The organism is Flavobacterium sp. LC2016-13, from assembly GCF_009707955.1.
Taxonomy (GTDB): domain Bacteria; phylum Bacteroidota; class Bacteroidia; order Flavobacteriales; family Flavobacteriaceae; genus Flavobacterium.
Genome location: NZ_WMDQ01000006.1, coordinates 62140 through 87174 on the forward strand (window position 1 = coordinate 62140; position 25035 = coordinate 87174).

Consider the following 25035-nt stretch of genomic DNA (forward strand, 5'->3'; position numbering starts at 1 on the left):
GATTCTTCTGGATTCAATTTTGGTTTAGTTTAGTTTTTGTAAACTTTGTATGATAACAAAAATACAAATTAAAGTTTTTAAAAGGTTAGGTTATTAAGCTGAATTTAAACTTTAACACCTTTTCTCTTTTGTTTCAAAAATTCTATTAAATAACCTCCGTATCCTGATTTTACTAAAGGCAAAGCCAGTTCTTCAAGTTGAGCATCATTTATATATCCCTGTCTCCAGGCAATTTCTTCAATACAACCTACTTTTAATCCTTGTCTTTCTTCAAGTACCTGAACAAATTGACCGGCTTGCATTAAACTATTAAATGTTCCCGTATCCAACCAGGCTGTCCCTCTACTTAAAATACCAACCTTTAAAGCTTCTCTTTCCAGATATACTTTATTTACATCAGTAATTTCATATTCTCCTCTGGCACTTGGCTTAATATTTTTAGCAATTTCTACTACTGAATTATCATAAAAATATAACCCTGGAACTGCAAAATTAGATTTTGGGTTTTCTGGTTTTTCTTCAATTGAAATAGCTTTTAAATTTTCATCAAATTCTACAACGCCATATCGCTCCGGATCTGATACATGATAAGCAAAAACTACACCACCATTCGGTTTAGTATTAGATTTTAAAAGTTCTTGCATGTTCGATCCAAAAAATATATTATCTCCTAATATTAAAGCTACATCATCATTACCTATAAATTCTTCTCCAATTACAAAAGCTTGTGCCAAACCATTTGGAATAGCTTGCTCAGCATAACTAAACTTACATCCTAAAGTTGATCCATCTCCTAATAATTTTTTGAAATTTGGTAAATCATGCGGAGTAGAAATAATCAATATTTCATTGATTCCTGACATCATCAAAGTCGACAATGGATAATAAATCATTGGTTTATCATAAACAGGCATCATTTGTTTACTCATTGCCAATGTTAATGGATGTAAACGAGTTCCTGAGCCTCCTGCTAGTATAATTCCTTTCATATATTTGATTTTAGATCTTAGATTTAGACTTTAAATTTCTCCTTTGGAAATCTTAAATTAAATCTTAAAATCACCTCTATTTTATAAATATTTTTTTCAAACTCTCTTTATAACTTGGAATATTTAAGCTATAAACCTCTTTAATTTTTTTCTTATCTAATAATGAAAATTCTGGTCGTTTTGCCGGAGTTGGATAAGACGCAGATGGAATTCCGCCAACATTACAATTGTATTCTCCTAATTCTTTTATACTCAACGCAAATTCATACCAACTTATTTCGCCTTCGTTTGAATAATTATAGATTCCCGGAACCCATTCAGAAGATTCTAAAATATCAATTATTGCCTGAGCTAAATCAGCGGCATAAGTTGGAGACCCAATTTGATCATTTACAACATTAATTGATTCTTTTTCCTGCATTAAACGTTGCATCGTTTTTACAAAATTGTTTCCAAATTTGCTGTAAACCCAAGAAGTTCTTATGATGATTGAGTTTGGATTTGCTTTTAAGCAAGAGATTTCTCCTGATCTTTTACTTTCACCGTATATATTTATAGGATTTGTCTCTGCATCTTCATTTAAAGCAATAGAAGAAGATCCATCAAAAACATAATCTGTAGAAATGTGAATTAATTTTGCATTATTTTCAAAAGCATATTTTGCAATTAATTCAACAGCCAAATGATTTATTGTAAAAGCTAATTCTTTTTCTGTTTCAGCTTTATCAACTGCAGTGTATGCACCACAATTTAAAATTATATTAGGATTAATTTCATTTAATTGAACTTTAAGCAACTCTAGATTATCGAGTGTGATTTTATTTCTGTCAGCAAAAATCCATTCATATTGTGGGTATTTTGAAGATAAAACTGAAAGTTCAGAGCCTAACTGCCCACTTGCTCCAGTAACTAGTATTTTTTTCATTAAAATAAGCTATTACAATTTTCGATAAAAGGAAGTATTTGATCTTTTTCAGAAACAATTGCTTCTTCTAAATTCATTCCCCAATCAATATTTAATGAAGGATCATCAAATTTAATACCACCTTCTGAATCTTTATTATAAAACTGATCACATTTGTACATTACGGAAGCGGTTTCACTGATAACAGAAAAACCATGCGCGAATCCTTGTGGTACTAATAATTGTTTTTTATTTTCAGCAGATAATAAAACGCTAAATGCTTTTCCATAAGTAGGCGATTTTTTTCTTAGATCAACTACAATATCTACTATTTCACCATCTAAAACTCGTATTAATTTAGTTTGTGCAAAAGGAGGATTTTGGTAATGTAAGCCTCGAAGAGTTCCTTTCTTTGAGAATGACTGATTATCTTGAACGAAATCAATATTAATTCCTAAATCTTTAAATTTAATTTTATTGTATGACTCAAAAAAATAACCTCTTTCATCACCAAAAACTGTTGGTTCAACAATAACTAAATCTTTTATAAACGTTTTTTCAATTTTCATGTTAAAATTTTAATTCTATACTGAAAAGAAAGTAGTAATCACTTCCTTAATTCTATTTTTATCTTCTGCTGTGAGATTTGATCCTGATGGTAAACATAATCCTTTTTCAAATAATTCTTCGGCAATTTTATCACCATAATAAGGGTAACTCATAAAAATTGGCTGTAAGTGCATTGGTTTCCAGAGCGGTCTGCTTTCAATATCTGCTTTTTCAAAAGCCATTCTTAAATTTTCTGTATTTCTATTTTTTGCAAGATTTGGTTCAATCAAAATGGCATTTAACCAATAGTTTGAAAAGTAATCTTCATTCAATACTTCAAAAAGAGTTACATCTTTAATGTTCTCAAAAACTTCTTTATAAAAATAATGTGTTTCTCTTCTTGCTGCAATATTCTTCTCTAACATTTTTATTTGTCCAAGCCCTATACCTGCGCAAATGTTACTCATTCGATAGTTGTAACCAATTTCACTATGTTGATAATGAACTGCAGTATCTTTTGACTGAGTAGCATAAAAAATCGCTTTTTGTTTTGATTCCTCTAAATTAGAAATCAATGCTCCACCACTTGAAGTTGTTATGATTTTATTTCCATTAAATGAAAGAATCCCAAAATTCCCAAAGGTTCCACATTTTTTCTTTTTATAAGAACTTCCTAGTGCCTCAGCACTGTCTTCTATTATCGGGATATCGTATTTTACAGCTATAGCATGTATTTCGTCGACTTTATAAGGATTGCCATATAAGTGAACAGTAATTATTGCCTTAGGTTTTTTTCCTTTTTCTATTCTGTCTTTTATTGCAGTTTCAAGAAATTCCGGGCTAATATTCCAAGTTTCAGGTTCGCTATCTACAAAAACAGGTATTGCCCCCTGATATAAAATGGGATTTGCTGATGCTGAAAATGTCATAGTTTGGCAAATGACCTCATCTCCAGTTTTTACTCCTAATAAAATTAATGCTAAATGTATAGCAGAAGTCCCTGAATTTAAAGCTGTCAAGAATGATCCGTCATCAAAATAATTTTGTAATTGATTCTCAAAATCATTAACATTTGGTCCTCCAGAAGTAATCCAATTTCTTTCTAGTGCTTTTTGAATATATTCGTTCTCAAAACCACTTTGTTGAGAAAGGGATAAGTAAATTCGTTTATTATCCATTATTACTTAAACTACTTTTATTTAATAAATAAAACTTAAGTGTATATACTAAAAGTAAAGGCAAAATAACAATCGCAAATAATATTACATCCTGAACTTTTTGATATAAAAAGATAATTATGATCGAAGCGATAAGTTGAGAAATTGCATAAAATAATGAAACTAATCTATGTTCTATTTTACATTCATTACTTAAAATTTGATACAGATGTAAGCGATGTGCTTGAAAAATGTTTTGTTTTAAATACAAACGATGTGCAATAGTACAAATAGCATCAACTCCATAAATTGCTAAGAATAAAAGCCAGATAACTGAATTCGTTATCAAAATAAGTTTTAAAACTAAATAAATAATCCAAAAAGCAATAGCAATGCTACCTACATCACCAGCAAAACATTTTGCCTTTTTTCTATAATTAAAAAACAAAAAAACAAGACTCGCTACCATTGCATATTTTATAAAACTATTATCCGTAAAAAGCTGGATCTTTGTGTTAACATACAATAAACTTCCCATTACTACTAAAGTATATAGACCGGTAATACCATTAATCCCATCCATAAAATTATAGGCATTTATTAATCCAACAGCAAAGAAATAAGCTATTGCAATACCCCAAACTGGAACTAAAGTAAACAAGTCTAAGTCATAAAAAATTAAAGTAATCGAAAGAAAATGAATGGTGATTCTAATTTTATTTGATAAATTTTTAATATCATCCCAAAAGCTAACCAAACTGACTAAAGTTATTCCAATGAAGAAAAAATAGTTGTTTTGAATATGCTGTGCAAAATAAAGTAATCCAGAGAACCAAAAAATGATTCCTCCTCCTCTTAATGTTATTTCTGTATGCGAACTTCTTTGGTTAGGTTTGTCAATAATATTAAATCTATCCGCAACTTTAAAATAAAGAAGCATTAAAATCATTAAAAGAATAGCGAGTATTGTGTATTGCATTATTTGTTATAATTTACTGATTGTTCTTCTAAAAAATTAAAATCTAAAAATGTTTATCCTATTTTATATTTTTCAAGAACAAAGATTCTAACTTATCCAGCAACATCTTTTTTGAAAAATTATTTTCATAATATGATTTAGCATTATATTCCATTTTAAGTTTTTCCTCTACTGTCATATTTTTTAATTCTATAGCTTTTTTAGCCAATTCAATTTCATCTCCCGCAGCTACCGCAAAACCACATTTACTATCATTTATGAGCTTATTTCCTTCTCCATTAAGCACTCCTAATATAATTTTACCCGAAGACATATATGCTTGAACTTTAGCAGGAACAGTTAAAGCAAATACAGGTTCATCTTTTAAAGATACTAGCATTACGTCCGCTTTTTTAAAAAACAAAGGCATTGCTTCGATTTCATATCTGCCAAACAAATGAATATTTGCTATTTTTTTTTCATTTATTTCATTTTTCACCCAATCCAACTTTCTACCATCTCCAACTATAATCCAATTAATATTTTGATCCTTAGTACTATGGGCTGCTTTTAAAATTGTTTCAAAATCTTGAGATTCTCCAACATTTCCAGCAAACATAATGTTAAAGCCATTAGGAAGATTTGGTACAGAAATCTCTTTTTGAGGATCTCCAGTAAAAATATCCTCAGCCCAATTAGGAAAATAGATAACTTTTTTACTTTTATCTTTTAATTTCTCCACAATAGAATTTTCAAAATATTTTGAACTAATCAAAATTACATCTGAATTATTATAAATATATCTAACTAGTTTTTCAATAATCTGTATAATTTTAATATTTTTAAAATTACTAGCAGCTAAAATACTTTCAGGCCATAAATCTAAAACCCATAGGTAAACAGGGGATTTCTTTTTCTTTTTTAGCCACAATCCAGGCAAAGCCATTGTAACTGGTGACAATTGCTGAACAAAAATAACATCAAATTTACCTTTAACTCTAAAAATGCAAGCAAAATAAGAGAAAAAGATAAAGGATAAATAATTTAAAATTAAGTGAGTTCCTTTTCCATTTTTTCTTGGATAAATTGGGGTCCTAATTACTTTAGCACCTTTTATGATTTCTGTGCTTTTATTAAAAAAGGAATAGTTTGGAAAAAATGTTCCACCCGGATAATTTGGTTTTGCTGTCAAAACTGTCACTTCATGACCTTTTTTTACCAAGTCAAAAACAATATCATTTCCTTTGAAAGTTTCAGGATAAAAATACTGAGAAACAAATAAAATTTTCATGCTTATTTTATTTCACTCCAGACTACACGTTTTACATAATCAGTATAGCTCAAAATAATTCGAACCATTTTTTCGGAAACATTTGGCATTGAATAATCCGCTACTAGTCTAAAATTTCTTTCCGTTCCAATTTTCTGATATTGTAATTGCACTAATCCTTGCATAATTCTTTCTGGACTCAAACCAACCATCATTACAGAAGTCTCTTCCATCGCTTCTGGTCTTTCATGTGCATCTCTAATGTTAAGAGCCCTAAAATTTAATACTGATGACTCTTCCGAAATTGTTCCTGAATCTGATAAAACTACAAAAGATTTCATTTGCAAAGCGTTGTAGTCATTAAACCCAAGCGGTTTTAAAAACTGAACGTTTTTATGCATTTGAATATTTTTTTTCTCAATCATATTTCTAGTCCTCGGGTGTGTACTTACAATGATTGGATAATTGTATTTCTCAGCAATAAGATTCAAGCTATCCATTAAACCCTGAAAATTTTTCTCACTATTTATATTTTCCTCTCTATGTGAAGAAACTATAAAAAATTTACCTTCTTCCAGTCCTAGTCTCTGCAAAACATCCGAAGATTGGATAGATGGTAAATAATGATTTAAAACTTCAAACATCGGTGAACCTGTTTTGATGATTCGATCTGCAGGTAAGCCTTCTCTCAATAAGTATTCTCTTGCGATATCACTATAAGTCAAATTAACATCTGAGATATGGTCAACAATTTTTCTGTTCGTTTCTTCTGGAACACGTTGATCAAAGCAACGATTTCCGGCTTCCATATGAAAAATAGGAATATGTCTTTTTTTTGCTGGAATTGCACAAAGACAACTATTTGTATCTCCCAAAACTAAAAAAGCATCAGGATTTTCTGTCTCTAATAAAGGATCAATTTTTATAAGTATTTGTCCCACCGTTTCAGTAGCAGTTGCTCCTGCAGCGTTAAGAAAAAAATCTGGTTTACGTATTCCTAAATCATCGAAAAATATTTGATTAAGTTCATAATCATAATTTTGTCCAGTATGAACAATTACATGCTCAATAGCTTCTGAATTATCCAGAGCTGCCATTACTCTTGAAAGACGAATAATTTCTGGTCTCGTACCGACCACTGTCATCACTTTTAATTTTGATTTCATTATATCTTATCTAGGATATTATTATTTTTAATTATACATTTTCAAAATAAGTATCTGGGTCATTTGGATCATAGAATTCATTAATCCAAAAATTAGTATACAATACCTCTTCTCCAATATTTTTAATATTATGAGTATACCAAATTGGCATATCTACGTACGCCGGTTCGTTTCCGTCAAGATAAAAATCCAAAACTTCATCCGTACCTATTCTACGTAACTGAATTAAAGCTTTGCCTTTAATAACTGCAAAACGTTCAATCTTTCTGGTATGATAATGATTCCCTCTTGTAATTCCCGGAACGGTTGTTGAAAAAGAAACTTGTCCGCCAACTCCTAAACGAATAATTTCTACAAATGAACCTCTGGGATCGGTATGTTCAATAAATTTTACAGGAAAATGATTTTTAATATCCATATAGCAACGAAATGTATTGAATAAATTCAACTCAAATACAGTTTCTATACTTGGAATAATACCTTTATCCTGATACTCTGATTTATATTTTTCTAATAGAGTTAAAATTTGTGACACCTTAGATTCTGATGTATGTTGCACTACAATTTCAGGCTTGCCTTTTTTGCTTCTAATTTCAGAAATAATTGTACCTACTAATTCTCCAACATATATCAGTTTTAAATCACCGTCTACCTCAATTATCGATTTTTCGTTATGTGAAAGTTTATGACAAAAAGTCGCTACAACAGAATTATAATTTGGGTGTCCGAAGGGCCCAAAAACATTTGGAATTATCATTCCTGTAAATTGCCCTCCTGAATTATTTGACCAATTGATCATTAATTCCCTGCCTTCTTTTTTAGATTTTCCATAAAGATTATCTCTTCCCTCTTGCGTTGATGAAGAAAAAAGTACATGAGATTTACTATTTGTTGCTTTAAGAGATTGCACCAGTTTTTGAACCAACCCTAGATTAGTATCATAAATCACTTGAGGATCATTATGACGATTCATTGCTGCCAAATGTACTATAACATCACATTCTGCTACAAAGTCGTTTAATTTATTCTGATCTTCAAAATATTCCTTTTGAAACTCAATTCGTGCAAATTCTTCCGGGAAGAGTCCAATTGTATTATATAAATGTGCCCCAATAAAACCTGCTTGACCTGTAATACCTACTTTTAACATTCTTTGATTTTATATTTTAAAATAATCAATATCATATCGATATTCATCTTTAATTTCGCCCAGCAAATAATCAGCCATTACCAGTAATTTAGAATTTAACTCTAAAGATTGAATACTGCTCACATATCCTTTAGGAACATGCAGTACATTTAATTTTTCAGAATCAATTAAATAGGTAAGGATTTCTAAATTTACAGATGGTTTTTCCCAATTATCTACTTTGATTAGCTGGATTTTAAATTTTCCGCTAACAACGCAAAACCATCTTTGCTCGATCTGATGTCCTTGCCAGCCTCTAATAAATTGTGGACTCTCATTTTCTATAATATAAATTCTTTTGATTAATGAAGCATCAAAATCATTATTGTACAATAAGGTTCCTCGGTGATCAGAATGACAATTTCCACTAATTAAATTTGGTTCCATTGTTATCTAGCCTGGCATTTGAGTAACATCTTCACCGAAAACTTCTTTTCTAATAAGCGGCAAAGTCGACAAAAGTTTTTTCATTCCTTCAATATCCTGCTGTTCAGTATTATGCGAATGATAATCTTCAATTAAAGAAACATCTTCTTCTCCTTCAGAAAAATATTGTGCATAATTTAGATCGCGATTATCTGCCGGAATACGATAAAAATCTCCCATATCCTCAGCTTTTACCATTTCTTCACGAGTACATAAAGTTTCATATAATTTTTCGCCATGACGCGTACCAATAATCTTAATTTCAGTATCTGCTTTACAAAGCTCTTTCAAGGCTTGTGCAAGATCTCCAATTGTTCCTGCAGGCGCTTTATTTACAAATAAATCTCCAGGATTACCATTTTCAAAAGCAAATAATACTAATTCTACAGCCTCATCTAATGACATCAAAAAACGTGTCATATTAGGGTCAGTGATAGTTATTGGATTATTCTCTTTTATTTGTTTTAAAAACAAAGGAATCACTGAACCTCTGGATGCCATTACATTTCCATATCTGGTCAAACAAACTGTAGTATCGATCAAGTTTCTAGAAGCTGCGACTGCTACTTTTTCCATTAAAGCCTTTGAAATTCCCATTGCATTAATAGGATAAGCTGCTTTATCTGTACTTAAACAAATTACCTTTTTCACTTTATTAGCTCCAGCCGCATCGATAACATTTTGTGTACCAAAAACATTTGTTTTAGTAGCTTCTAATGGAAAAAATTCACATGAAGGAACTTGTTTTAATGCAGCTGCGTGAAATACATAATCTACGCCACGCATTGCTCTTTCGACACTATTATAATCCCTAACGTCACCAATGTAAAACTTAAGTTTATCGTTTTTTAATTGATTACGCATGTCATCTTGCTTTTTCTCATCACGAGAAAAAATACGAATTTCCTTAAAATGATCAGTATGCAAAAAACGATTCAACACTGCATGCCCAAAAGAGCCTGTTCCTCCTGTTATAAGAAGAGTTTTGTTTTGTATTTTCATTATTGATTTAATTTGAAAATCTTATTTTTTTCTAATTGAGTGGGATAATTTATTAAAACGGCTTTATAAGGTCCTTTAAAAACAAATAAACTTCCGGCAGCAACTCCAATAACACCATGTCTGTCAATAATCTTTTCAATATCATTCAAAGAACCTGCTCCACCTAAAACAGTCATAGGCAGTGTTATTTTTTCTCTTACTTTATCTATTAAATCCAAATCATATCCTTTCATTTGCCCGTCTTTATCAATAGAATTGATTACGATCTCGCCCGCTCCCAATTTCTGAACTTCTTCTACAAATTTAAAAGGATTAATTCCTGTACCTTTTTTTCCATTATGGGTATACACTTCATACCCTCCTAATAATTTCTTTTTAACATCTAAAACAACAATGACACTTTGTGCTCCCACCCGATCAGAAATTTCAGTAATTAAATTTGGATTTTGCAATACTGCTGAACTTAGTGCTATTTTTTCAATGCCCAGACTAAAAATCCGTTGAGCTTGCTCTACTGTTTTTACTCCACCACCATAACATAAAGGCATCATAGATTGACTTGCAAGTCTTTCAATTAGGCTATAATTAGGTTCTTTTCCTAATACTGTCGCGTCTATATCAAAAATAGCTAATTCATCAACTGCTTTTTCATTAAAAATTTTAACTGCATTAATAGGGTCTCCAACGTATTTAGGATTTTTGAAATTTACAGTTTTCACTAATCCATTATCATGAACCAAAAGGCTTGGAATTATTCTAGGTCTAAGCATGTTTAGAGTTTTGCGAAATTATGTAATAAAGTTTCACCATAATGATGACTTTTCTCCGGGTGAAATTGAATTCCATAGATGTTTTCATGGTGTGCTGCACAAGCAAATTCCCCTCCATAATCTGAGGTTGCCAATATATTCCTAGTATTATTACATTCAAAATAATAAGAATGTAAAAAATAAAACAGAGCATCTTTTTCTAATCCGTCAAATAAAGGATTCGAAATTACAGGTTGTACGTCATTCCAACCCATATGTGGCAATCTTGTAACTTGCTTAATTTTGGTTTCATCAAATTTTTTGATTGAAGCATCAATCCATCCTAACCCTGGCGATTTACCTTCATCACTTGAGTTACCCATCATCTGCATTCCAACGCAAATACCAATTACAGGTATTTTCTTTACGATTACCAATTCATCAAGTTTTTCACGCATACCTGATTTTATAAGCTCTGACATTGCGTGATCAAAATGACCAACCCCTGGTAAAATTATTTTTTGAGCATCTTCTAAATCAGCAGCCGTTTTGGCAATCTTAGTTGCAACATTCACTCTTTTATAAACATTTATAAAAGCATTAATATTACCTACACCGTAATCAATAATTGTTATCATCTGAATAATCTCTTTTCTAAACCTAAAATAGACATTGCTTTTGCTCCTAATCTAATTATTTTTATTTTATTTTTATAATCGTGAAAAGTCTTGTTTGGGCCTTCAAATATTTCTTTCAACTCATTTATAGACAAATCTAATTTATCAGCTACGTATTCAAATTCTTTTTGTAAAAACTCTTCACTTAATTCAGGTTTAGAAACTCTTTCTAAAGCAACCTCTCTTGTCATTTGTCCCGTAAGAATCAAACTTGAGAAATGAGCTCGTCGTTTTTGATAACCAAATTTTTTAGGCAGCCAATAATCTTCATAAAATCTCGTAAATCGAGATTCATGGTGTTTGTGTTGAAATGATTCCCATCCAAATTTCTTCATCAATAATTTTTCAGCATCGGCTTTAATATACGGAACCAGGTTTAATGGTTTAAAGACTTTCATGCCCAATACATACCTATAATAAAGTTTATAGCTTAAGATATCTACCAAAGGAAAAGTTTTAAGAGCACGTTTACCAAATTTAGAATGAATGTCTTTTACCAGCATTGTATCAATACCAGGAAACCCACCCCATTCTTCAGGTTCTCTACAACATTCTGTAGAGAAATTTCCTCCGGTTAATACATATTTAATCTTATTTTTTTTAGCGAATTTATATAATCCGGAAAAGAAAGCATAATCCTGTGGTAAGTCTTGGTCTGCTATTTGAGATTTCAAAAATGCAACCTGTAAATCTTTCATTTCTTCCCAATTAATTACATCAGTGTACAAGTCTAAACCTAAACCATTACATAGCTTTTCTATATTTCCAACTGCTTTGTCAGTATTCCAACCTGCATCAACATGAAATAAAAGTGGTCTTAAACCCATAATTTCTTTAGCTACATAAGCTACATAAGAACTGTCTAATCCTCCACTTAGGCCAATAATACAATCAAAATCTTTTCCTTTTCCTTCTTTTTTAATCTTTTCTGCAACTTGCATTAATTCTTCATAACCTTTTTCGCCTGTGTGCCAATTAGGAAGTATGATATTTTGAAAATTATGATAATAATCTGATATTCCATTTTCATCAAAAACGATATTCGGATCTGAGGTATCCATAATAGTTTTGGTACAGATTTGATAATTTCTTTTATTCATTTTATTTTATGTTTACAAAAAATATATTTTTACTTTTTAAAAATTTCAAAAAACACTTACTTTTATTTCTACTTAATGTTCTATTCTTTTAATAGCCATTCACGGAAATTATAATAGGTTCCTTTATTTACCAATTTATCAAGATCTTCACTATCAAAAATAGTATCACCTGACTCAATTTGCAAAGTTAACTTTGGCCATTCAGTGAAAACAACTTTAACACTATGTTTTTTAGCTATTTCTGAAGCTACATCTAGTAAGGAAAGATTTTCACCGCCTATATTATATGTTTTACCATTCGATTCTTCATATTGTATAGCACTGTGGATTATATTACAAATATCAACTACATGGGTAAATGTTCTTCGCAATGATCCATCGCCATAAAGCTCAATATTTTGTTGATTTTTTGCTTTCTGTAAAAAAAAGCCAAGAGTGCCGTATGATATTTCACTTTTAACCAAAGAACCATAAGGCACACAAATTCTGAAGATTGTATACTGTATTCCAAAAGCTTTTTGGTACATTGCTAGTATATACTCACATGTCAACTTATTAAGTGCATAAATTGTATTGGTTTCTTTTTCGGCATCTTCTTTCAATAACGTATTTTGTTTTCCTTTATAAACTAACCTTGTTGACGGAAAAACAATCCTTGCTTGAGAACCACTTTCATTCATTCTTGTCAAAATATTGAGCAATCCTTTTTCATTAATGTCAATATATTTGCCATAACTGTCAAACCCTTGTGAAGTTCCGGTCAGACCGGCAAATAGGTAAATATAATCTACATTTAAATTTAACTCACAAACACTGTTGTAATCTGTAATATCCAATTGATTATAATTATCAGAATCATTTATTGATTTATCCTGGATATCGAAACAATAAACTTCTTCGTTTAAGCTTCTTAGATAGTCCGTTAAATTATGACCTATATAACCGTTGGAACCTATAACTATTGATGTTGACATTTCTTATGTATAAAATTTTTAGCTTGCTAATGTCCTAATTTGAGTTAACAAACTTGATTGGCAAATTATCTGTTCAAATAAAAAATCGTATTGATTAGTAACGATACATTCTGCAAACTTTTCTAACAACTTCTGGAAATGATTATCCGCCGGTAATGTAATCTCAGTTTTATTATTTTGAGTTTCGATAATCACTTTAGGCATAAAACCAGGACCAGCTGTAAATGCCCTCTCAATTGTCATTTTGCCTTTGCTCCCCCACAATTCTATGTTGTTCTGATAAAAATTATCAAATCCAAAAGCCACTTGTGAAATAATACCTGTTTCATTCTTGAACATAGCGCTTCCTTGAAAATCAACCTCCCAATTTCCTTCTTCCAGTGAAGATGACAAAACCTGTTGTTTTTGACCCAATAACAAATGAACAGCCATCGTCGTGTAGGCGCCAGCATCTAGCAAAGCTCCTCCTCCAAGTTCTTTTTTATATCGTATATTACTGTCAACATTAAATGGAGGAAAACCAAAAGAAGAACGTAAAAGACGAATGTCGCCTATGATGTCTTGTTTAATTTGCTTTTTTACAAAATCAAACTGAGAATGAAAAACAAACATGAAATTCTCGAAAACACAAAGCTTCTTTTCTCTAGCTAAATCAATAATTGATAATGTCTCATTTATATCTATTGCTAATGCTTTTTCACATAATACATGTTTACCAGCATTTAGAGAATTGATAATCCACTCATAGTGCATACCAGTAGGAAGAGGTATATATATAGCATCAATATCTTTTCTTGATACCAAATTTTCATAACCTTCTACAGGTTCACAATTAAATTTGTTTGAAAACTCAATTGCTTTTTCCATAGATCTACTAGCAACTGCTACTACATCAAATTTACCTGTTTGAATTATATTTGGAATTACCAAACGATTGGCAATGTCTGCACATCCTAAAATACCGATGCGTATTTTATTATTCATATTCAATAATGTTAAATTAAAATTTTGAAACGACAATAGTTTAGAATACAATTGATATGAACAAGACCCTTTTTGTCATAAATACACTTTATATAAAACTAATCGCAGACAACAAACTCCTTGATTGAATATTCAAATAATTATTGAATGTAATAAATGTATTCATCTGGTTTAAGGTCATCCAAGTATAATTTTCCGGTAATTGTACTGGAAACTCATCACCCACTTCAATAATCATATTCCTATTTTGTTCATGATAGAAACGGCCTCCCTCTTCGGACTGCATAGCGTCATACCGGATCATATCCGGAGTTGCGTTCAGCACAAAGTCTAAAAACGGAATATCATAATCTGGATGCCTGTAATCACCTGTTAAGCATTGCACAGTTGGAGCAAGTTCTAAAATATCAAAATTCCCACACTCTAATTTAGCCTGCACCAAGCAATGCAAGATACCGTGAATTTTTTTCACAACAAATGCAATAATACCGTCCTGTGCAGGTTTTACCAGTGGTTGACACCAGCTGCTTACTTCCCGGTTACTGATAGTGACTTTGGCTGCTATTACCTTAAAAAAACGTTGGTCATTATTGATAATTTCAGAATTTGTTATGGTCCAATTGCGAACTTTATTTAACGGAATTGAAGTCACATTCAAATCGTAGCGACATTTTAAATCGGTTAACCAAGCTACTAAATCCTCAAATGAATACATTGAAATGCCTTTATTTATTGACGATATCAACATACTTGTTTTGATAGATTCTTCCATATGGGTATATAAACCTATATCACTAATTATCTTAAATGGGATTCCTGATATCACTGTGCGAGTATCCATGTTTACCAAATTATCCTGTAATATCAACTTCTTAATTTGACCCAATGTTAACCAAACAAATTCATCAGCTATAGGGATATCTTCGTCTACCTGAATAATTATATTGCGATTTCGCTTTCTCAAAAACCGCGCCCCTTGCTCTGATTGAAGTTGGTCTAATAAAACTGTTGGATTTTTATTATCTTTAAAATATTCCAGATACATTGGGACTTTGCCTCCATGAGCCTGAGTATAATTACTTTTAGTAGCTTGCAACGTAGGTGATAACTGAACATTATTAATATTACCCGGCTCAATTTTAGCTTGCAATAAAAAGTATAAAATACCATTAATCTCTTTGGTAATAATACCCAGATAACCTATTTCGGGTTGGTTGATGATAGGTTGATCCCATTCTTTCACTTCACGCCAATTGGTTTTAACATTGATTCCTTCGATTGAAAAAAATCTTCCAGTATGATGAACCAACTTCGATTGATCTGGGGTAAACTCCCAATTATCTAATTTCGAAAATTCAATTTGCTGCACATCAACGTTTACTTCATTGTTTTTCTTAACCAACCAGTTTTTCACTTCTGAAGTGCTTATAAACGGATTTTCTTCCGTCATGGCCGATTGTAAAAACTTATTCATCGATTCTTTTTTCATTCAGTTTAATATTTTAAAAAATTTCGATTAACACCTTGTTATTGTACTAAGTACAGATTTCTTCCTATGAAACCACCATCTCGTATAGGAGCAATTGATTTCCTCAACCTTAAAACATTTATCTATATGTTTCAAAAACTTCTCTAATTTTATCTTGATAAATTGAAGTTCTGTATTTTTTTAGTGCTTCATTCCTGTTATTAAATGCAATATCAATTAATTCGTCTTTATGATTAATAACATTTTCAATTGCTTTTCTTAACGAAGAAACTGATCTTTTTTCAACACCAAACCCATTGATTTGATCAGAAAAAACATAAGGGATTCCGCTATGATTACTTGTAATTACAGCACATCCTGTTGCGTAAGCTTCCAGAATACTAATAGGCTGTCCTTCAAATGGATAATATGTTGGCAAGCAAAAAACATGAGACTTACAATACAATTCTCTTTTTTTAGAGCCATCAATAAATTTTCCTAAGTAATTTAATCCTTTATGCGTTTCTATTTTAGAAAGAAAATCCTTTTCACTTTGTAAAGATTCAAAACCACCTACAAAATTGATCACTATATTTTCTTTATATTTATCACTTAATTCAATATACGCGCTTGCCAATTCGTCATATCCTTTCCCCGGAATTAAGTTGCTTAAATATAAAATTTGAATTGAATTTATATTGCTGAATTTTTGAGAAATTTCCTCATCATTAACAAATAAAAAATCATCTGCAAAATTTGGAATTATATGTATTTTCTCCTTAGATATTACTTTACTAAATGTAATAAAATTAACTTCACCCTCCACTATCACTCCTCCAATTTTAGAAATTATATAGCGATTTAAATAATTAAGCGGTCCCTTTCCATTCAGTATTTTTGTCATACCTACACCGCCCAACATATGTATTATTATTTTGTTACGGCTTGAAAAAAAAATTAAATAAATTAGCAAATCTCTTAAGTTTCCAGCAAATGATTCTGCTATCGAAAAGTAAATAACATCATTGCCTTTTCTATTTTTCCATACATTACTAAAAGCTTTAAAAATTTCCCGAAATCTTCCTAAAGAATTAAACCCATTTTTTAAACTTTCCTTACTAAGATTAACGGTAGCAACTACATCATCTTTTGCTAAACTATCCAAAACCATTTTAGAAGCTTTAGATTGACCATTAACTGGTTGCGGAAGAGGTGCGATTAATAAAACTTTCATTATAGAATTGTTCTTTATAGAATTAATATTTTTATAGACTTCTTCATTCATCAACCAAACTCAATCAATAGTAGAACGTCTATTTTTTCATTTATTTTAATTTATTTATAATGTTAGTTCTAACAACAAACTTAAATATCATTATACAGTAGTCTGTGTATATTTTAAATATCCCTTGTGATTTATTATTTTTCTTTGCCATAACTGTTTCTCGTGCAACTCTCGATATCTGTCTCCCACTAATTCCACCATCCCTGACATTAGCTGATACCATATCAACAAAACCAGGTCTAATAATATCTCTGCATCTAAGCAAAAAATCATAATCGCCAGCTATTTTAAAGTTTGAATCAAATATCCCTTTCTTATCAAAAAGAGTTTTATGATGTAAACTACCAACATGAGCTATACAACAATAAGAGTTCATTGAATTACTCCATGGTACACCAACTACTCTAATTGGCTTAAGATTCTCAGTGACTAATAAATATTTTGATGAAATAAAATTTACATTTTCATTTGCTTTTGCAAATTCTATAAAATCTGAAAATGTATCTTCAAACATTATATCATCACTCCCAACAAATGATATCCAACTACCTTGAGCCATTTTTACTCCTTTGTTCCAAGCATCATAAATACCCGAGTCTTTCTCTGAAATGTATTTTAATCTGCCTTCGAATAAATTTTCATATTGTTTTATAATTGATATTGTATTATCTGAGGAGTTACCATCAATAATTAAATATTCGATATTAGGATATTTTTGATTCAATACAGATTCAATAGTGTCAGAAATTGTTTTTTCCGAATTATACGATGCTGTAATTACTGTTATTTTAGGTAGCATAATTTAAAATTTATATTTGTTTTATGTAAATATATTGCGTGTTTGTTTGTGTTGAATTTCAGAATTATATCTTATATAGTATATAATTGAAACAAAAACTAATAGTGTAAAAACAGAAGATATTTCTGGTCTGGAATAAAAATTGAGTAATATTAATATCAATATTTTTAAATAAAACAAAAAATACTTATAGGACATTAAGATAATTTGGAAAATAAAATATAATAAAAAGGCATAATAAAATAAACAACCAAAAATACCATAACTTGATAATATTGAATATAAATTTGATCCGGAAATTTTTTCTTTCGTAGTTCCTGAACCTAATAACGGATATTTCAAAAAGATTTTTTTATCATTATCACTCAACTCAGATCTGTTATTCTCAGCCAAACCAGAATCATTTATTTCAAATCGTTTAAAAGTAGAATCATATATCATTTTTGTTGTTTCATCTTCTAGATTTGAACTTAAATAAAGATGTATAGTTAAAATTCCCACAAACAAGAATACAACATATTTTAAATTTGACTTGTTAACATAAAAAAATAAAAAATAAAGGACCATCGACATGTAAAAAGCTAATGACGTAGTAAACATTGTAAGTAAAATTAGCCACAACTCTTTTTTCGAATTTCTAAAGTAAATTTTATTAAGTACTATAGCAAAAAATGAATATAAACCAAATGCTCCGGGTTCATCAAAAAAACCAGAATATCTGATAAACCTAATGCCTGATACATCATAATAAACATTTGTAGTTGTGAGCCATAAAAAATAAGATGTTCCTGTTGCAGAGTAATCAACAATAAACAACGGCTTTACTCCGATAAATGCATGAAGGAAGAAAATTAATGTCCCTCCAATTGCCGTTACCAGAGTCACATCAATATAAGATCTTACAAAAGTTTTAAAGCCAATAAATGCATTAATGTATGTGATAATAATAAAAAAAGAAATTAATTGGATACACAGATTTATATTAGAATAATCATCGTGATAAAAAGAAATAAATATATAATAAGCTATTTGCAATATAATGATTGAAAATATTTTAAAGTCAAATATCTTTTTTTCTTTTTTTAGAAGAATTTGTAAAGTCATAATGCCAATTCCTGCTAAAGTAAGTAATTTATAGGGGTGTCCTGGCCAAGAATAAAAAATAAATGGAGCCGTACTAGTAAGAGTAATCCATACTAAGATTAACGATTTATTATTTTTTACTTTAAAAAAAAAATTACGAAGCATTTAAATATTTTTTTTTAATTAAAATCAACAGAGTGGAAAATAAACTCCAAACCCCCACGTCTTTGATTACCATCCAGAAATACTTTTTTGCATTTTTTTTATCATGCGTCTTAAAATATCTAAAAAAAGAAGACCAAAATATTTTCCCCAGTATGAACTTAGACTTTAGTTTTTTAAAGTTTTTATAGCAAATTTCAAAACAATCATCTAAAAATTTAGCATCTGCAAACTCACTTGCCCCTTTCTCATTATAAATTGCAACTATTTGATTTATATAATGCCAAGCTTTCGGATTAAAGCAATAAACGTAAACATTAAAAATATGATCTGAAGCTGTTTTATATTCAATACTAAAATTACCATATTCAACAAATACTTCTTTTCTATAAAAAATAGCTTGATGACAAATGGTTCTGTCATACATTTTAACATCGTCAAATACTCCGTCAAATACTACATTAGAATGTAGAAATTGTACGTTACCGTAAACTACGTTAAACTCTGAGTATTTGGAATTTGAAAAGATATTTGACAATACAGAATTATTATAAAATACATCATCACAGCCTAAAAAATATAGCCAGTCACCTTTTGCTAATGAAATACCTTTATTCATTGCATCATAGATTCCTGCATCTGACTCTGAAACATACCTTATCTTGTCCGAATATTTTTCTAAAATATCTAAAGTACCATCAGTTGAAACTCCATCTACAATAACATATTCAAAATCTGGATAATCCTGACTAAGAACACTTAATATTGTTTGTTCAATTGTAGAAGCACCATTTCTAACAACAGTAATAATACTTATCATTATTTATTTATTATATCAATTAGTGAATACTTTTTTTGCTCTTTTTCGTCACTTGAAAAAGCAACAAATCCAGGTTTAATATCATTAAAATCTGAAGGTGAATGACAATTAATTGATTTTAAAAATTGACCAAAAGCCTCAGAGGAATCCAATGGATAAAGCTTGCTAAACATATTATTAATAAAAATAGGTACTACGCCTCTATTTATTAAATTTAATGCAGCTGTAGAATTAAAAGTTATTGCGTATTTAACAGGATATTTTTCGATAATACTTTCTGCTATACCATTTTCATGAAGAACAATAACATTAGGATGCTTTTTCTCTACTATTTTTAATATTTTATTTTTGACATCTTCACTATCAGAAGGATGAAATTTAAAATAAAATGTAGAAAAATGACTTGCTACAGAAAATAAATCATCAATATACCCAACATACTCTTCTTCTGTTAAAAACCATATATACAATGGCTGGCTAAAAAAAATAACGCCATTTTGATCAAGAAATTTAATTGGTTCTTCAAAAGGTTTGAGTTTATATAAAGGAATATCTCTTTTTATATTGTTTCCATGATTTAAAATAACACCTTTAAAAATAAAATTATTCATTTCCGGAAGTGTTTGCACTCCATATTTTTTAAATTTCAAATAATCAAAACTATAAAAATATTTCAATAAAAATTTTCTGAAATTCTCTTTAAAACTAATTTTACCGCTTACCATATTGTAATGACAAATTGTGGCTATACCGTCTTCAAGTAAAAATATTTTCGAACCCGCTTTATAAAATTTTTTTATTATGTGCTGATTTAATAAATCCATTTCTGTATGAACTAACAGCACATCGGTATTCTTAGGAATTAATTCAGTATCAACTTTTTTAATAATGCTTCTAATTTTCTTAGGATTTAACAATAAATTCTTTAGAGAAGCAACTAATCTATCAGGATGATAGTAAATTTTGTGAAATAAATCACTTTCTTCTATTGCAGTAAGAGAATACGGAATTTGAATTAATCCTAATTCAAATTCTGGCAATTGTTTTGCCAGCTGCATATCCAAATGGACATGATAATTATTGTTTACCAAAAAATAAATCATCCTTACCTTACAATTATAATTTTATTAATTTACAACTTTAAAATTTCCTATCTAACTTTTCACTTTAAACAGAGACTAATTTTATCTAATTTAACTACATAATTGACTTTAAATTTAATCTAAAGCATCAATAATTCATATTAGTAAAGACAAATATAGGCGACAGGATTACTGCTTAAAAACCCACGACATAAGTATTTTTATTCTTTTTAAAAAATATGAAGGCAATGACAACATATGATAGAGAAATAAAAAATTTACAAATTACAGACAAATCAATTACTAATAATACAACTATAAATGAAAAAATTGTAAGTAAAAACCATCGTAAAGGCATAAATTCTGTAACTGCAACTTCTTTATAATCCTTAAGAAAAAAAGTTCCATAACCCATAATTAAATAACTAAAAAACAAAACATAGGCTGGACTTTTAATTCCGTAAATTGGAATAAACAAAACATTCAACAAAACGCATATTAACCCTGCTCCAAAAGTTACTTTCCATAAATTACGGGTTCTTTCTCTATAAAACAATACGGTATTAACACCAAAATACATGGGTCTGTAATTATGTGACATAATAAAAATAGCCGCTAAAAAATAAGTTGTTCTAAGTTCTATATTATTGACCATAATTGCAAAAACTTCTTTAAGCCAAAAACAGCCTATCGAAGACAAAATCAATAATAAAAATTGTAATGCCCAGGTTAGGCTTCTAACAGAATCATAGTTTTTCAATTTTATCTGTTCTGAAATAACAGGAGCAGCTGCTGTATTAATTGCGCCTACAGCCATTGCCATTAAGCCTCCAAAAGATGCAGCAAAACCATAATAACCTATTTGAGCCGTGCTTATCAAAAAAAACTTTAACAATAAAGTATCAGAAGAACTAAGCAAAAAGCTTCCATAATAATGTGGGAGCATAGGCAACGAAACAGACAATCCTCTTTTTATTACTACTTTTTTAAACCTATAAATCGGTTTAATTTTCAGAATGAAACGTAAAGGATACCAATAAGAAAAATGAAGTAGTAGCATTGAAATACAGTTGGCAATAAACCAACCCATATAATGCAAATCTAAAACTACAATTGTATAATAATTTAAAATTATTGTTATGAAAGAAATTATAATTGTTCTGGCGACTACCTGCTTAGGTTTTTGATTAAGCTGATAGTATAGCTGCCCAATAGTATCAGCAGGGCCAAAGCAAACAATTGGGACAATATTCAATATTATTATCCAATATAAATTTTCACTTGCTTCTTTCGGTATAATCAAATAGATGATAACGGCTAATATCAAAGAGTAAAAAAGCATCCAAATGTTTAAAAAACCATAGAATTGAGACCAACGTTTTTTAAAATGGTTTGAATGATGAAAAAAAACATTAGCCATTGGTAACTGCAATCCTAGCATTGACAAAACACTTATCAAGCCTAAACTAGAATTCATTATTGATTGTATTCCATAATCCTCTGTTGTTAAAACTTTAGTAAAAATGGGCAACATCAACAAGGCTATTATTTTTGGAATAAATGGACCTAACCCATAAATTAAACTATGAGAAATAACTTTTTTAAACATACTAATTAATTTAAATAAATAAATAAAACAAATTATCCAAATTAATCTTAAAATATAAATACTTATGCATTGAGAAATAATAAATTGTCAAAAAATAATTTTTCTTCTTATCTAGTAACGGTAATTTTTTTTTTATACTTTTAACTTAAGTCAAAACATTTAATATTGACACTTATTTTTTGATTTTAATACAGCCTCCCATGAACGAAGAAACGTACCGAGCTGTTATATTTCTCTTTCGTTACCAAACCAATTATATTGCAGTCCATCCGCCATCTACAGCTAGATTTTGTCCTGTAATATAACTTGCCTCATCCGATAATAAGAAGACGACTGAAGGTGAAATATCATCTGGTTGCCCCATTCTTTTCATTGGTACTTTTCTGTTATAATTATCGACAAATATTGGGTTTTGATTGTCAAAAATACCTCCTGGTGAAATTGTATTTACCCGAATATTGTACTGACCTAAATATGATGCCAGATACCGGGATAAATTAATTAAGCCGCCTTTTATTGCTGAATATGCTGCAGGCATTGTCATGGAAGTTCCATCATAAACTGTGAAATCTGGCCCAACGATACCATAAACAGAAGCCATATTAATAATTGATCCAAATTTTTCTTTGACCATAAAATTAGATACTTGTTGAGTAAAGTAAAAATAACTGTTTAGCTGTGAATCTACATTCTTTTGCCAAGATTGATAGTCAATATCTTCAAATTTATTTCCCCAATCTGAAGTCCTTGGATAGGCATTGTTTACCAGCCCATCTATCTTTTTATATTTATCAATAATTGATTTAACACATTTATCAATTGATTTTGTATCTGTTATATCGCATTTAATCAATGACAGATTTTCTGTTGTTTCGTGATTTATGTCAACATTTATACAAAAAGCACCTTCGCTCTTAATTTTATCAATTATATTACTTCCAAGAAGTCCACTGCCGCCTGTAACAATTATAATTTTATTTTTAAGCCTATTCATTATTCAAACATATTTTAAGAACTTCTATCGATTCACTAAAAGTATTCATTTGCTCCTGTTTATTATTGAGACTTTCTATAAAAAATTCCATTTGGTTAGTATAGGTATCAATCATATTAAAATTCTTGCTTTCAAATAAAATTTCTTCTTTACTATTTAAGATTCTGTTTCTTATCAAATCTATTGTTATAGTTTCATCTTCAAACAGGATCTCTATTGTTCTTTTAGGATCTCTTCTGTAATAATTAAGAACAATATTTGCAGTAAAGGATTCAAACTCTAAAATATAATTAGCATAATCAATAGCTTTTATATTGAGTGATGAAACATTTCTTTTAATAGTTTGAGTTTTTATTGGTGTTCCAAAAAGCCAATGAATATAATCTAATTCATGAAAAAGATCTAAATGTACACCTCCGCCCATTTCCGGGTTAGCGCTGTAAATTGTTCTAAAATCCTTCCCTGGTCTCCAATCAGGAAGATAAGAACCACAATAAACACTAACCTCATTGACTATTTTTGTCTTATTTTTTGTTAAAAATTCTTTTATAAAATTAATACAAGGATGAAATCTTAAGTTACAAGCAACATAACTTTTAATATTTTTTTCCTGAATCTTACCAATTAAATAATCGACTTCATCGAGTGAGCTCACAGGAGGTTTTTCAATAAAAAGATTTATTTCTTTGTCGCTTAAAAGTTTAATATATTCCGAATGAAGGCTTGTTGGATTGGAAATAATTGCAAAATCAAATACAACATTCAATTTATCTAAATTATAAATATTTGTAATTTCATCAATATTTTCAGCATCTAATCTCGATCGTAATGCATATAGTTTTACACTTGAATTGATAGCCTTTAAAGCAATAATATGTTTTTTAGCAATAGAACCTAAGCCAATTATCAAAACATTCATAATTGGAAATCCAGTTTATTATTTATCAATAAATATTCCATAAATAAAAAATCTACAGAATGATCTAAATCGAAGCAAATATGATCCATTGCAAAAATTAACGATTTATCTGTAATTGCACTTTTTGGATCTGAATCAAAAAAAGATCTTCTGTACCAATAAAATGAGGCATTCAAATCATACACTTTTGGTGCTGATTGTCTAGTCATAAAACTTCCGTCGGGATTGGTTTTTACTAAAGAATAAAACCCATTACTATTTTCTTCAACCATATTAAAATATGGATTTCTGACAGCATGATTTACAGAAAATAAATTTTTAGCCTCAGGATTAGCAATCATTAAATCTAAAGCTTTTTCAATGTCTTCTAGATTTCGCAAAGGAGAAGTAACGTCTAAATCTAAAATAAAATCATATTTATCTTTAACAAGAGATTCTTCATATAATAATAAATCTTTTATCGTTTCCATTTTCCCAGCAGAATCAGTTGCTAAATAATCTGGTCTGACATAATCTGTAAAAACACCAAATGATTCTGCTGTTCTTTTTATAGCTTCATCATCTGTAGACAATGCAACTTTTATATCAAATTTTTCTTTTAACTTTTCTGTAAATTCTATTGAATAACCTATTAATGGTTTATTATTAATTTTTTTTATATTCTTACCAGGAATTCCTTTTGAGCCACCTCTAGCACAAATAGTTGTCAATATCTTCATA

General features: G+C 29.6%; 25 protein-coding genes. All 25 read right to left on the reverse strand.

Annotation, left to right across the window (positions count from 1 at the left end):
* Window positions 1–104 precede the first annotated feature (104 nt).
* Window positions 105–989, reverse strand: a complete 885-nt coding sequence (gene rfbA, locus GKZ86_RS13590; RefSeq protein ID WP_154783654.1) for a glucose-1-phosphate thymidylyltransferase RfbA — start codon at window positions 987–989, stop codon at window positions 105–107.
* 76 nt (window positions 990–1065) lie between these two features.
* Complete coding sequence (rfbD, locus tag GKZ86_RS13595) at window positions 1066–1914, reverse strand: dTDP-4-dehydrorhamnose reductase (RefSeq protein ID WP_154783655.1); 849 nt, start codon at window positions 1912–1914, stop codon at window positions 1066–1068.
* Entirely contained in the window at window positions 1914–2462 is a 549-nt protein-coding gene (rfbC, locus tag GKZ86_RS13600; RefSeq protein ID WP_154783656.1) for a dTDP-4-dehydrorhamnose 3,5-epimerase, read from the reverse strand. Before rfbC ends, rfbD begins: the two co-directional genes overlap by 1 nt.
* Window positions 2463–2477: 15 nt before the next feature.
* Window positions 2478–3620 (reverse strand): DegT/DnrJ/EryC1/StrS aminotransferase family protein, encoded by a 1143-nt coding sequence (locus GKZ86_RS13605; protein WP_154783657.1) that lies wholly within the window; start codon window positions 3618–3620, stop codon window positions 2478–2480.
* Window positions 3613–4539 (reverse strand): glycosyltransferase family 4 protein, encoded by a 927-nt coding sequence (locus GKZ86_RS13610; protein WP_230328248.1) that lies wholly within the window; start codon window positions 4537–4539, stop codon window positions 3613–3615. Before GKZ86_RS13610 ends, GKZ86_RS13605 begins: the two co-directional genes overlap by 8 nt.
* A gap of 97 nt (window positions 4540–4636) precedes the next feature.
* Window positions 4637–5848 (reverse strand): glycosyltransferase family 4 protein, encoded by a 1212-nt coding sequence (locus GKZ86_RS13615; protein WP_154783659.1) that lies wholly within the window; start codon window positions 5846–5848, stop codon window positions 4637–4639.
* 2 nt (window positions 5849–5850) lie between these two features.
* Complete coding sequence (gene wecB / locus GKZ86_RS13620) at window positions 5851–6993, reverse strand: non-hydrolyzing UDP-N-acetylglucosamine 2-epimerase (protein WP_154783660.1); 1143 nt, start codon at window positions 6991–6993, stop codon at window positions 5851–5853.
* Window positions 6994–7024: 31 nt separating this feature from the next.
* Window positions 7025–8143 carry an NAD-dependent epimerase/dehydratase family protein gene (locus GKZ86_RS13625; RefSeq protein ID WP_154783661.1) on the reverse strand — a complete coding sequence of 373 codons (1119 nt, stop codon included), beginning with the start codon at window positions 8141–8143 and terminating at the stop codon, window positions 7025–7027.
* 9 nt (window positions 8144–8152) lie between these two features.
* Window positions 8153–8569 (reverse strand): WxcM-like domain-containing protein, encoded by a 417-nt coding sequence (locus GKZ86_RS13630; RefSeq protein WP_154783662.1) that lies wholly within the window; start codon window positions 8567–8569, stop codon window positions 8153–8155.
* Window positions 8570–8575: 6 nt separating this feature from the next.
* Window positions 8576–9610 (reverse strand): polysaccharide biosynthesis protein, encoded by a 1035-nt coding sequence (locus GKZ86_RS13635; RefSeq protein WP_154783663.1) that lies wholly within the window; start codon window positions 9608–9610, stop codon window positions 8576–8578.
* Entirely contained in the window at window positions 9610–10380 is a 771-nt protein-coding gene (locus GKZ86_RS13640) for an AglZ/HisF2 family acetamidino modification protein (protein ID WP_154783664.1), read from the reverse strand. The genes GKZ86_RS13635 and GKZ86_RS13640 overlap by 1 nt, the downstream gene beginning before the upstream one ends.
* Before the next feature lie 2 nt (window positions 10381–10382).
* Window positions 10383–10997 carry an imidazole glycerol phosphate synthase subunit HisH gene (gene hisH / locus GKZ86_RS13645; protein ID WP_154783665.1) on the reverse strand — a complete coding sequence of 205 codons (615 nt, stop codon included), beginning with the start codon at window positions 10995–10997 and terminating at the stop codon, window positions 10383–10385.
* A complete protein-coding gene (locus GKZ86_RS13650) occupies window positions 10994–12136 on the reverse strand; it encodes an N-acetyl sugar amidotransferase (RefSeq protein ID WP_154783666.1) in 1143 nt (380 codons plus the stop codon). Before GKZ86_RS13650 ends, hisH begins: the two co-directional genes overlap by 4 nt.
* A gap of 80 nt (window positions 12137–12216) precedes the next feature.
* Window positions 12217–13110 carry an NAD(P)-dependent oxidoreductase gene (locus GKZ86_RS13655; protein ID WP_154783667.1) on the reverse strand — a complete coding sequence of 298 codons (894 nt, stop codon included), beginning with the start codon at window positions 13108–13110 and terminating at the stop codon, window positions 12217–12219.
* An 18-nt stretch (window positions 13111–13128) separates the two neighbouring features.
* A complete protein-coding gene (locus GKZ86_RS13660; protein ID WP_154783668.1) occupies window positions 13129–14094 on the reverse strand; it encodes a Gfo/Idh/MocA family protein in 966 nt (321 codons plus the stop codon).
* 88 nt (window positions 14095–14182) lie between these two features.
* The gene (locus GKZ86_RS13665; protein WP_154783669.1) at window positions 14183–15583 is read right to left on the reverse strand and encodes an NDP-hexose 2,3-dehydratase family protein; all 1401 of its coding nucleotides are present in this window, start codon (window positions 15581–15583) and stop codon (window positions 14183–14185) included.
* Between the two features lie 118 nt (window positions 15584–15701).
* Window positions 15702–16796, reverse strand: coding sequence for a glycosyltransferase family 4 protein (locus tag GKZ86_RS13670; RefSeq protein ID WP_194632532.1), 1095 nt, complete (start codon window positions 16794–16796; stop codon window positions 15702–15704).
* Between the two features lie 91 nt (window positions 16797–16887).
* Complete coding sequence (locus GKZ86_RS13675; RefSeq protein ID WP_154783671.1) at window positions 16888–17646, reverse strand: glycosyltransferase family 2 protein; 759 nt, start codon at window positions 17644–17646, stop codon at window positions 16888–16890.
* A gap of 21 nt (window positions 17647–17667) precedes the next feature.
* On the reverse strand, window positions 17668–18894 hold the full coding sequence (locus GKZ86_RS13680) for a hypothetical protein (RefSeq protein WP_154783672.1): 1227 nt from the start codon (window positions 18892–18894) through the stop codon (window positions 17668–17670).
* Entirely contained in the window at window positions 18884–19711 is an 828-nt protein-coding gene (locus tag GKZ86_RS13685; RefSeq protein ID WP_154783673.1) for a glycosyltransferase family 2 protein, read from the reverse strand. The genes GKZ86_RS13680 and GKZ86_RS13685 overlap by 11 nt, the downstream gene beginning before the upstream one ends.
* The gene (locus tag GKZ86_RS13690; RefSeq protein WP_154783674.1) at window positions 19711–20769 is read right to left on the reverse strand and encodes a polysialyltransferase family glycosyltransferase; all 1059 of its coding nucleotides are present in this window, start codon (window positions 20767–20769) and stop codon (window positions 19711–19713) included. Before GKZ86_RS13690 ends, GKZ86_RS13685 begins: the two co-directional genes overlap by 1 nt.
* A 220-nt stretch (window positions 20770–20989) precedes the next feature.
* Window positions 20990–22402 carry a lipopolysaccharide biosynthesis protein gene (locus GKZ86_RS13695; protein ID WP_154783675.1) on the reverse strand — a complete coding sequence of 471 codons (1413 nt, stop codon included), beginning with the start codon at window positions 22400–22402 and terminating at the stop codon, window positions 20990–20992.
* Window positions 22403–22655: 253 nt separating this feature from the next.
* A complete protein-coding gene (locus GKZ86_RS13700) occupies window positions 22656–23396 on the reverse strand; it encodes an oxidoreductase (protein WP_154783676.1) in 741 nt (246 codons plus the stop codon).
* Entirely contained in the window at window positions 23389–24315 is a 927-nt protein-coding gene (locus tag GKZ86_RS13705) for a Gfo/Idh/MocA family protein (protein ID WP_154783677.1), read from the reverse strand. Before GKZ86_RS13705 ends, GKZ86_RS13700 begins: the two co-directional genes overlap by 8 nt.
* Window positions 24312–25034, reverse strand: coding sequence for an acylneuraminate cytidylyltransferase family protein (locus GKZ86_RS13710; RefSeq protein ID WP_154783678.1), 723 nt, complete (start codon window positions 25032–25034; stop codon window positions 24312–24314). The genes GKZ86_RS13705 and GKZ86_RS13710 overlap by 4 nt, the downstream gene beginning before the upstream one ends.
* Between the last annotated feature and the right edge of the window lies 1 nt (window position 25035).

Excerpts from the sequence above, each read along its gene's own strand:
- rfbA (WP_154783654.1), bottom strand. The coding sequence starts at position 989 with ATGAAAGGAATTATACTAGCAGGAGGCTCAGGAACTCGTTTACATCCA.
- rfbD (WP_154783655.1), bottom strand. The coding sequence starts at position 1,914 with ATGAAAAAAATACTAGTTACTGGAGCAAGTGGGCAGTTAGGCTCTGAA.
- rfbC (WP_154783656.1), bottom strand. The coding sequence starts at position 2,462 with ATGAAAATTGAAAAAACGTTTATAAAAGATTTAGTTATTGTTGAACCA.
- GKZ86_RS13605 (WP_154783657.1), bottom strand. The coding sequence starts at position 3,620 with ATGGATAATAAACGAATTTACTTATCCCTTTCTCAACAAAGTGGTTTT.
- GKZ86_RS13610 (WP_230328248.1), bottom strand. The coding sequence starts at position 4,539 with ATGCTTCTTTATTTTAAAGTTGCGGATAGATTTAATATTATTGACAAA.
- GKZ86_RS13615 (WP_154783659.1), bottom strand. The coding sequence starts at position 5,848 with ATGAAAATTTTATTTGTTTCTCAGTATTTTTATCCTGAAACTTTCAAA.
- wecB (WP_154783660.1), bottom strand. The coding sequence starts at position 6,993 with ATGAAATCAAAATTAAAAGTGATGACAGTGGTCGGTACGAGACCAGAA.
- GKZ86_RS13625 (WP_154783661.1), bottom strand. The coding sequence starts at position 8,143 with ATGTTAAAAGTAGGTATTACAGGTCAAGCAGGTTTTATTGGGGCACAT.
- GKZ86_RS13630 (WP_154783662.1), bottom strand. The coding sequence starts at position 8,569 with ATGGAACCAAATTTAATTAGTGGAAATTGTCATTCTGATCACCGAGGA.
- GKZ86_RS13635 (WP_154783663.1), bottom strand. The coding sequence starts at position 9,610 with ATGAAAATACAAAACAAAACTCTTCTTATAACAGGAGGAACAGGCTCT.
- GKZ86_RS13640 (WP_154783664.1), bottom strand. The coding sequence starts at position 10,380 with ATGCTTAGACCTAGAATAATTCCAAGCCTTTTGGTTCATGATAATGGA.
- hisH (WP_154783665.1), bottom strand. The coding sequence starts at position 10,997 with ATGATAACAATTATTGATTACGGTGTAGGTAATATTAATGCTTTTATA.
- GKZ86_RS13650 (WP_154783666.1), bottom strand. The coding sequence starts at position 12,136 with ATGAATAAAAGAAATTATCAAATCTGTACCAAAACTATTATGGATACC.
- GKZ86_RS13655 (WP_154783667.1), bottom strand. The coding sequence starts at position 13,110 with ATGTCAACATCAATAGTTATAGGTTCCAACGGTTATATAGGTCATAAT.
- GKZ86_RS13660 (WP_154783668.1), bottom strand. The coding sequence starts at position 14,094 with ATGAATAATAAAATACGCATCGGTATTTTAGGATGTGCAGACATTGCC.
- GKZ86_RS13665 (WP_154783669.1), bottom strand. The coding sequence starts at position 15,583 with ATGAAAAAAGAATCGATGAATAAGTTTTTACAATCGGCCATGACGGAA.
- GKZ86_RS13670 (WP_194632532.1), bottom strand. The coding sequence starts at position 16,796 with ATGAAAGTTTTATTAATCGCACCTCTTCCGCAACCAGTTAATGGTCAA.
- GKZ86_RS13675 (WP_154783671.1), bottom strand. The coding sequence starts at position 17,646 with ATGCTACCTAAAATAACAGTAATTACAGCATCGTATAATTCGGAAAAA.
- GKZ86_RS13680 (WP_154783672.1), bottom strand. The coding sequence starts at position 18,894 with ATGCTTCGTAATTTTTTTTTTAAAGTAAAAAATAATAAATCGTTAATC.
- GKZ86_RS13685 (WP_154783673.1), bottom strand. The coding sequence starts at position 19,711 with ATGATAAGTATTATTACTGTTGTTAGAAATGGTGCTTCTACAATTGAA.
- GKZ86_RS13690 (WP_154783674.1), bottom strand. The coding sequence starts at position 20,769 with ATGCAGCTGGCAAAACAATTGCCAGAATTTGAATTAGGATTAATTCAA.
- GKZ86_RS13695 (WP_154783675.1), bottom strand. The coding sequence starts at position 22,402 with ATGTTTAAAAAAGTTATTTCTCATAGTTTAATTTATGGGTTAGGTCCA.
- GKZ86_RS13700 (WP_154783676.1), bottom strand. The coding sequence starts at position 23,396 with ATGAATAGGCTTAAAAATAAAATTATAATTGTTACAGGCGGCAGTGGA.
- GKZ86_RS13705 (WP_154783677.1), bottom strand. The coding sequence starts at position 24,315 with ATGAATGTTTTGATAATTGGCTTAGGTTCTATTGCTAAAAAACATATT.
- GKZ86_RS13710 (WP_154783678.1), bottom strand. The coding sequence starts at position 25,034 with ATGAAGATATTGACAACTATTTGTGCTAGAGGTGGCTCAAAAGGAATT.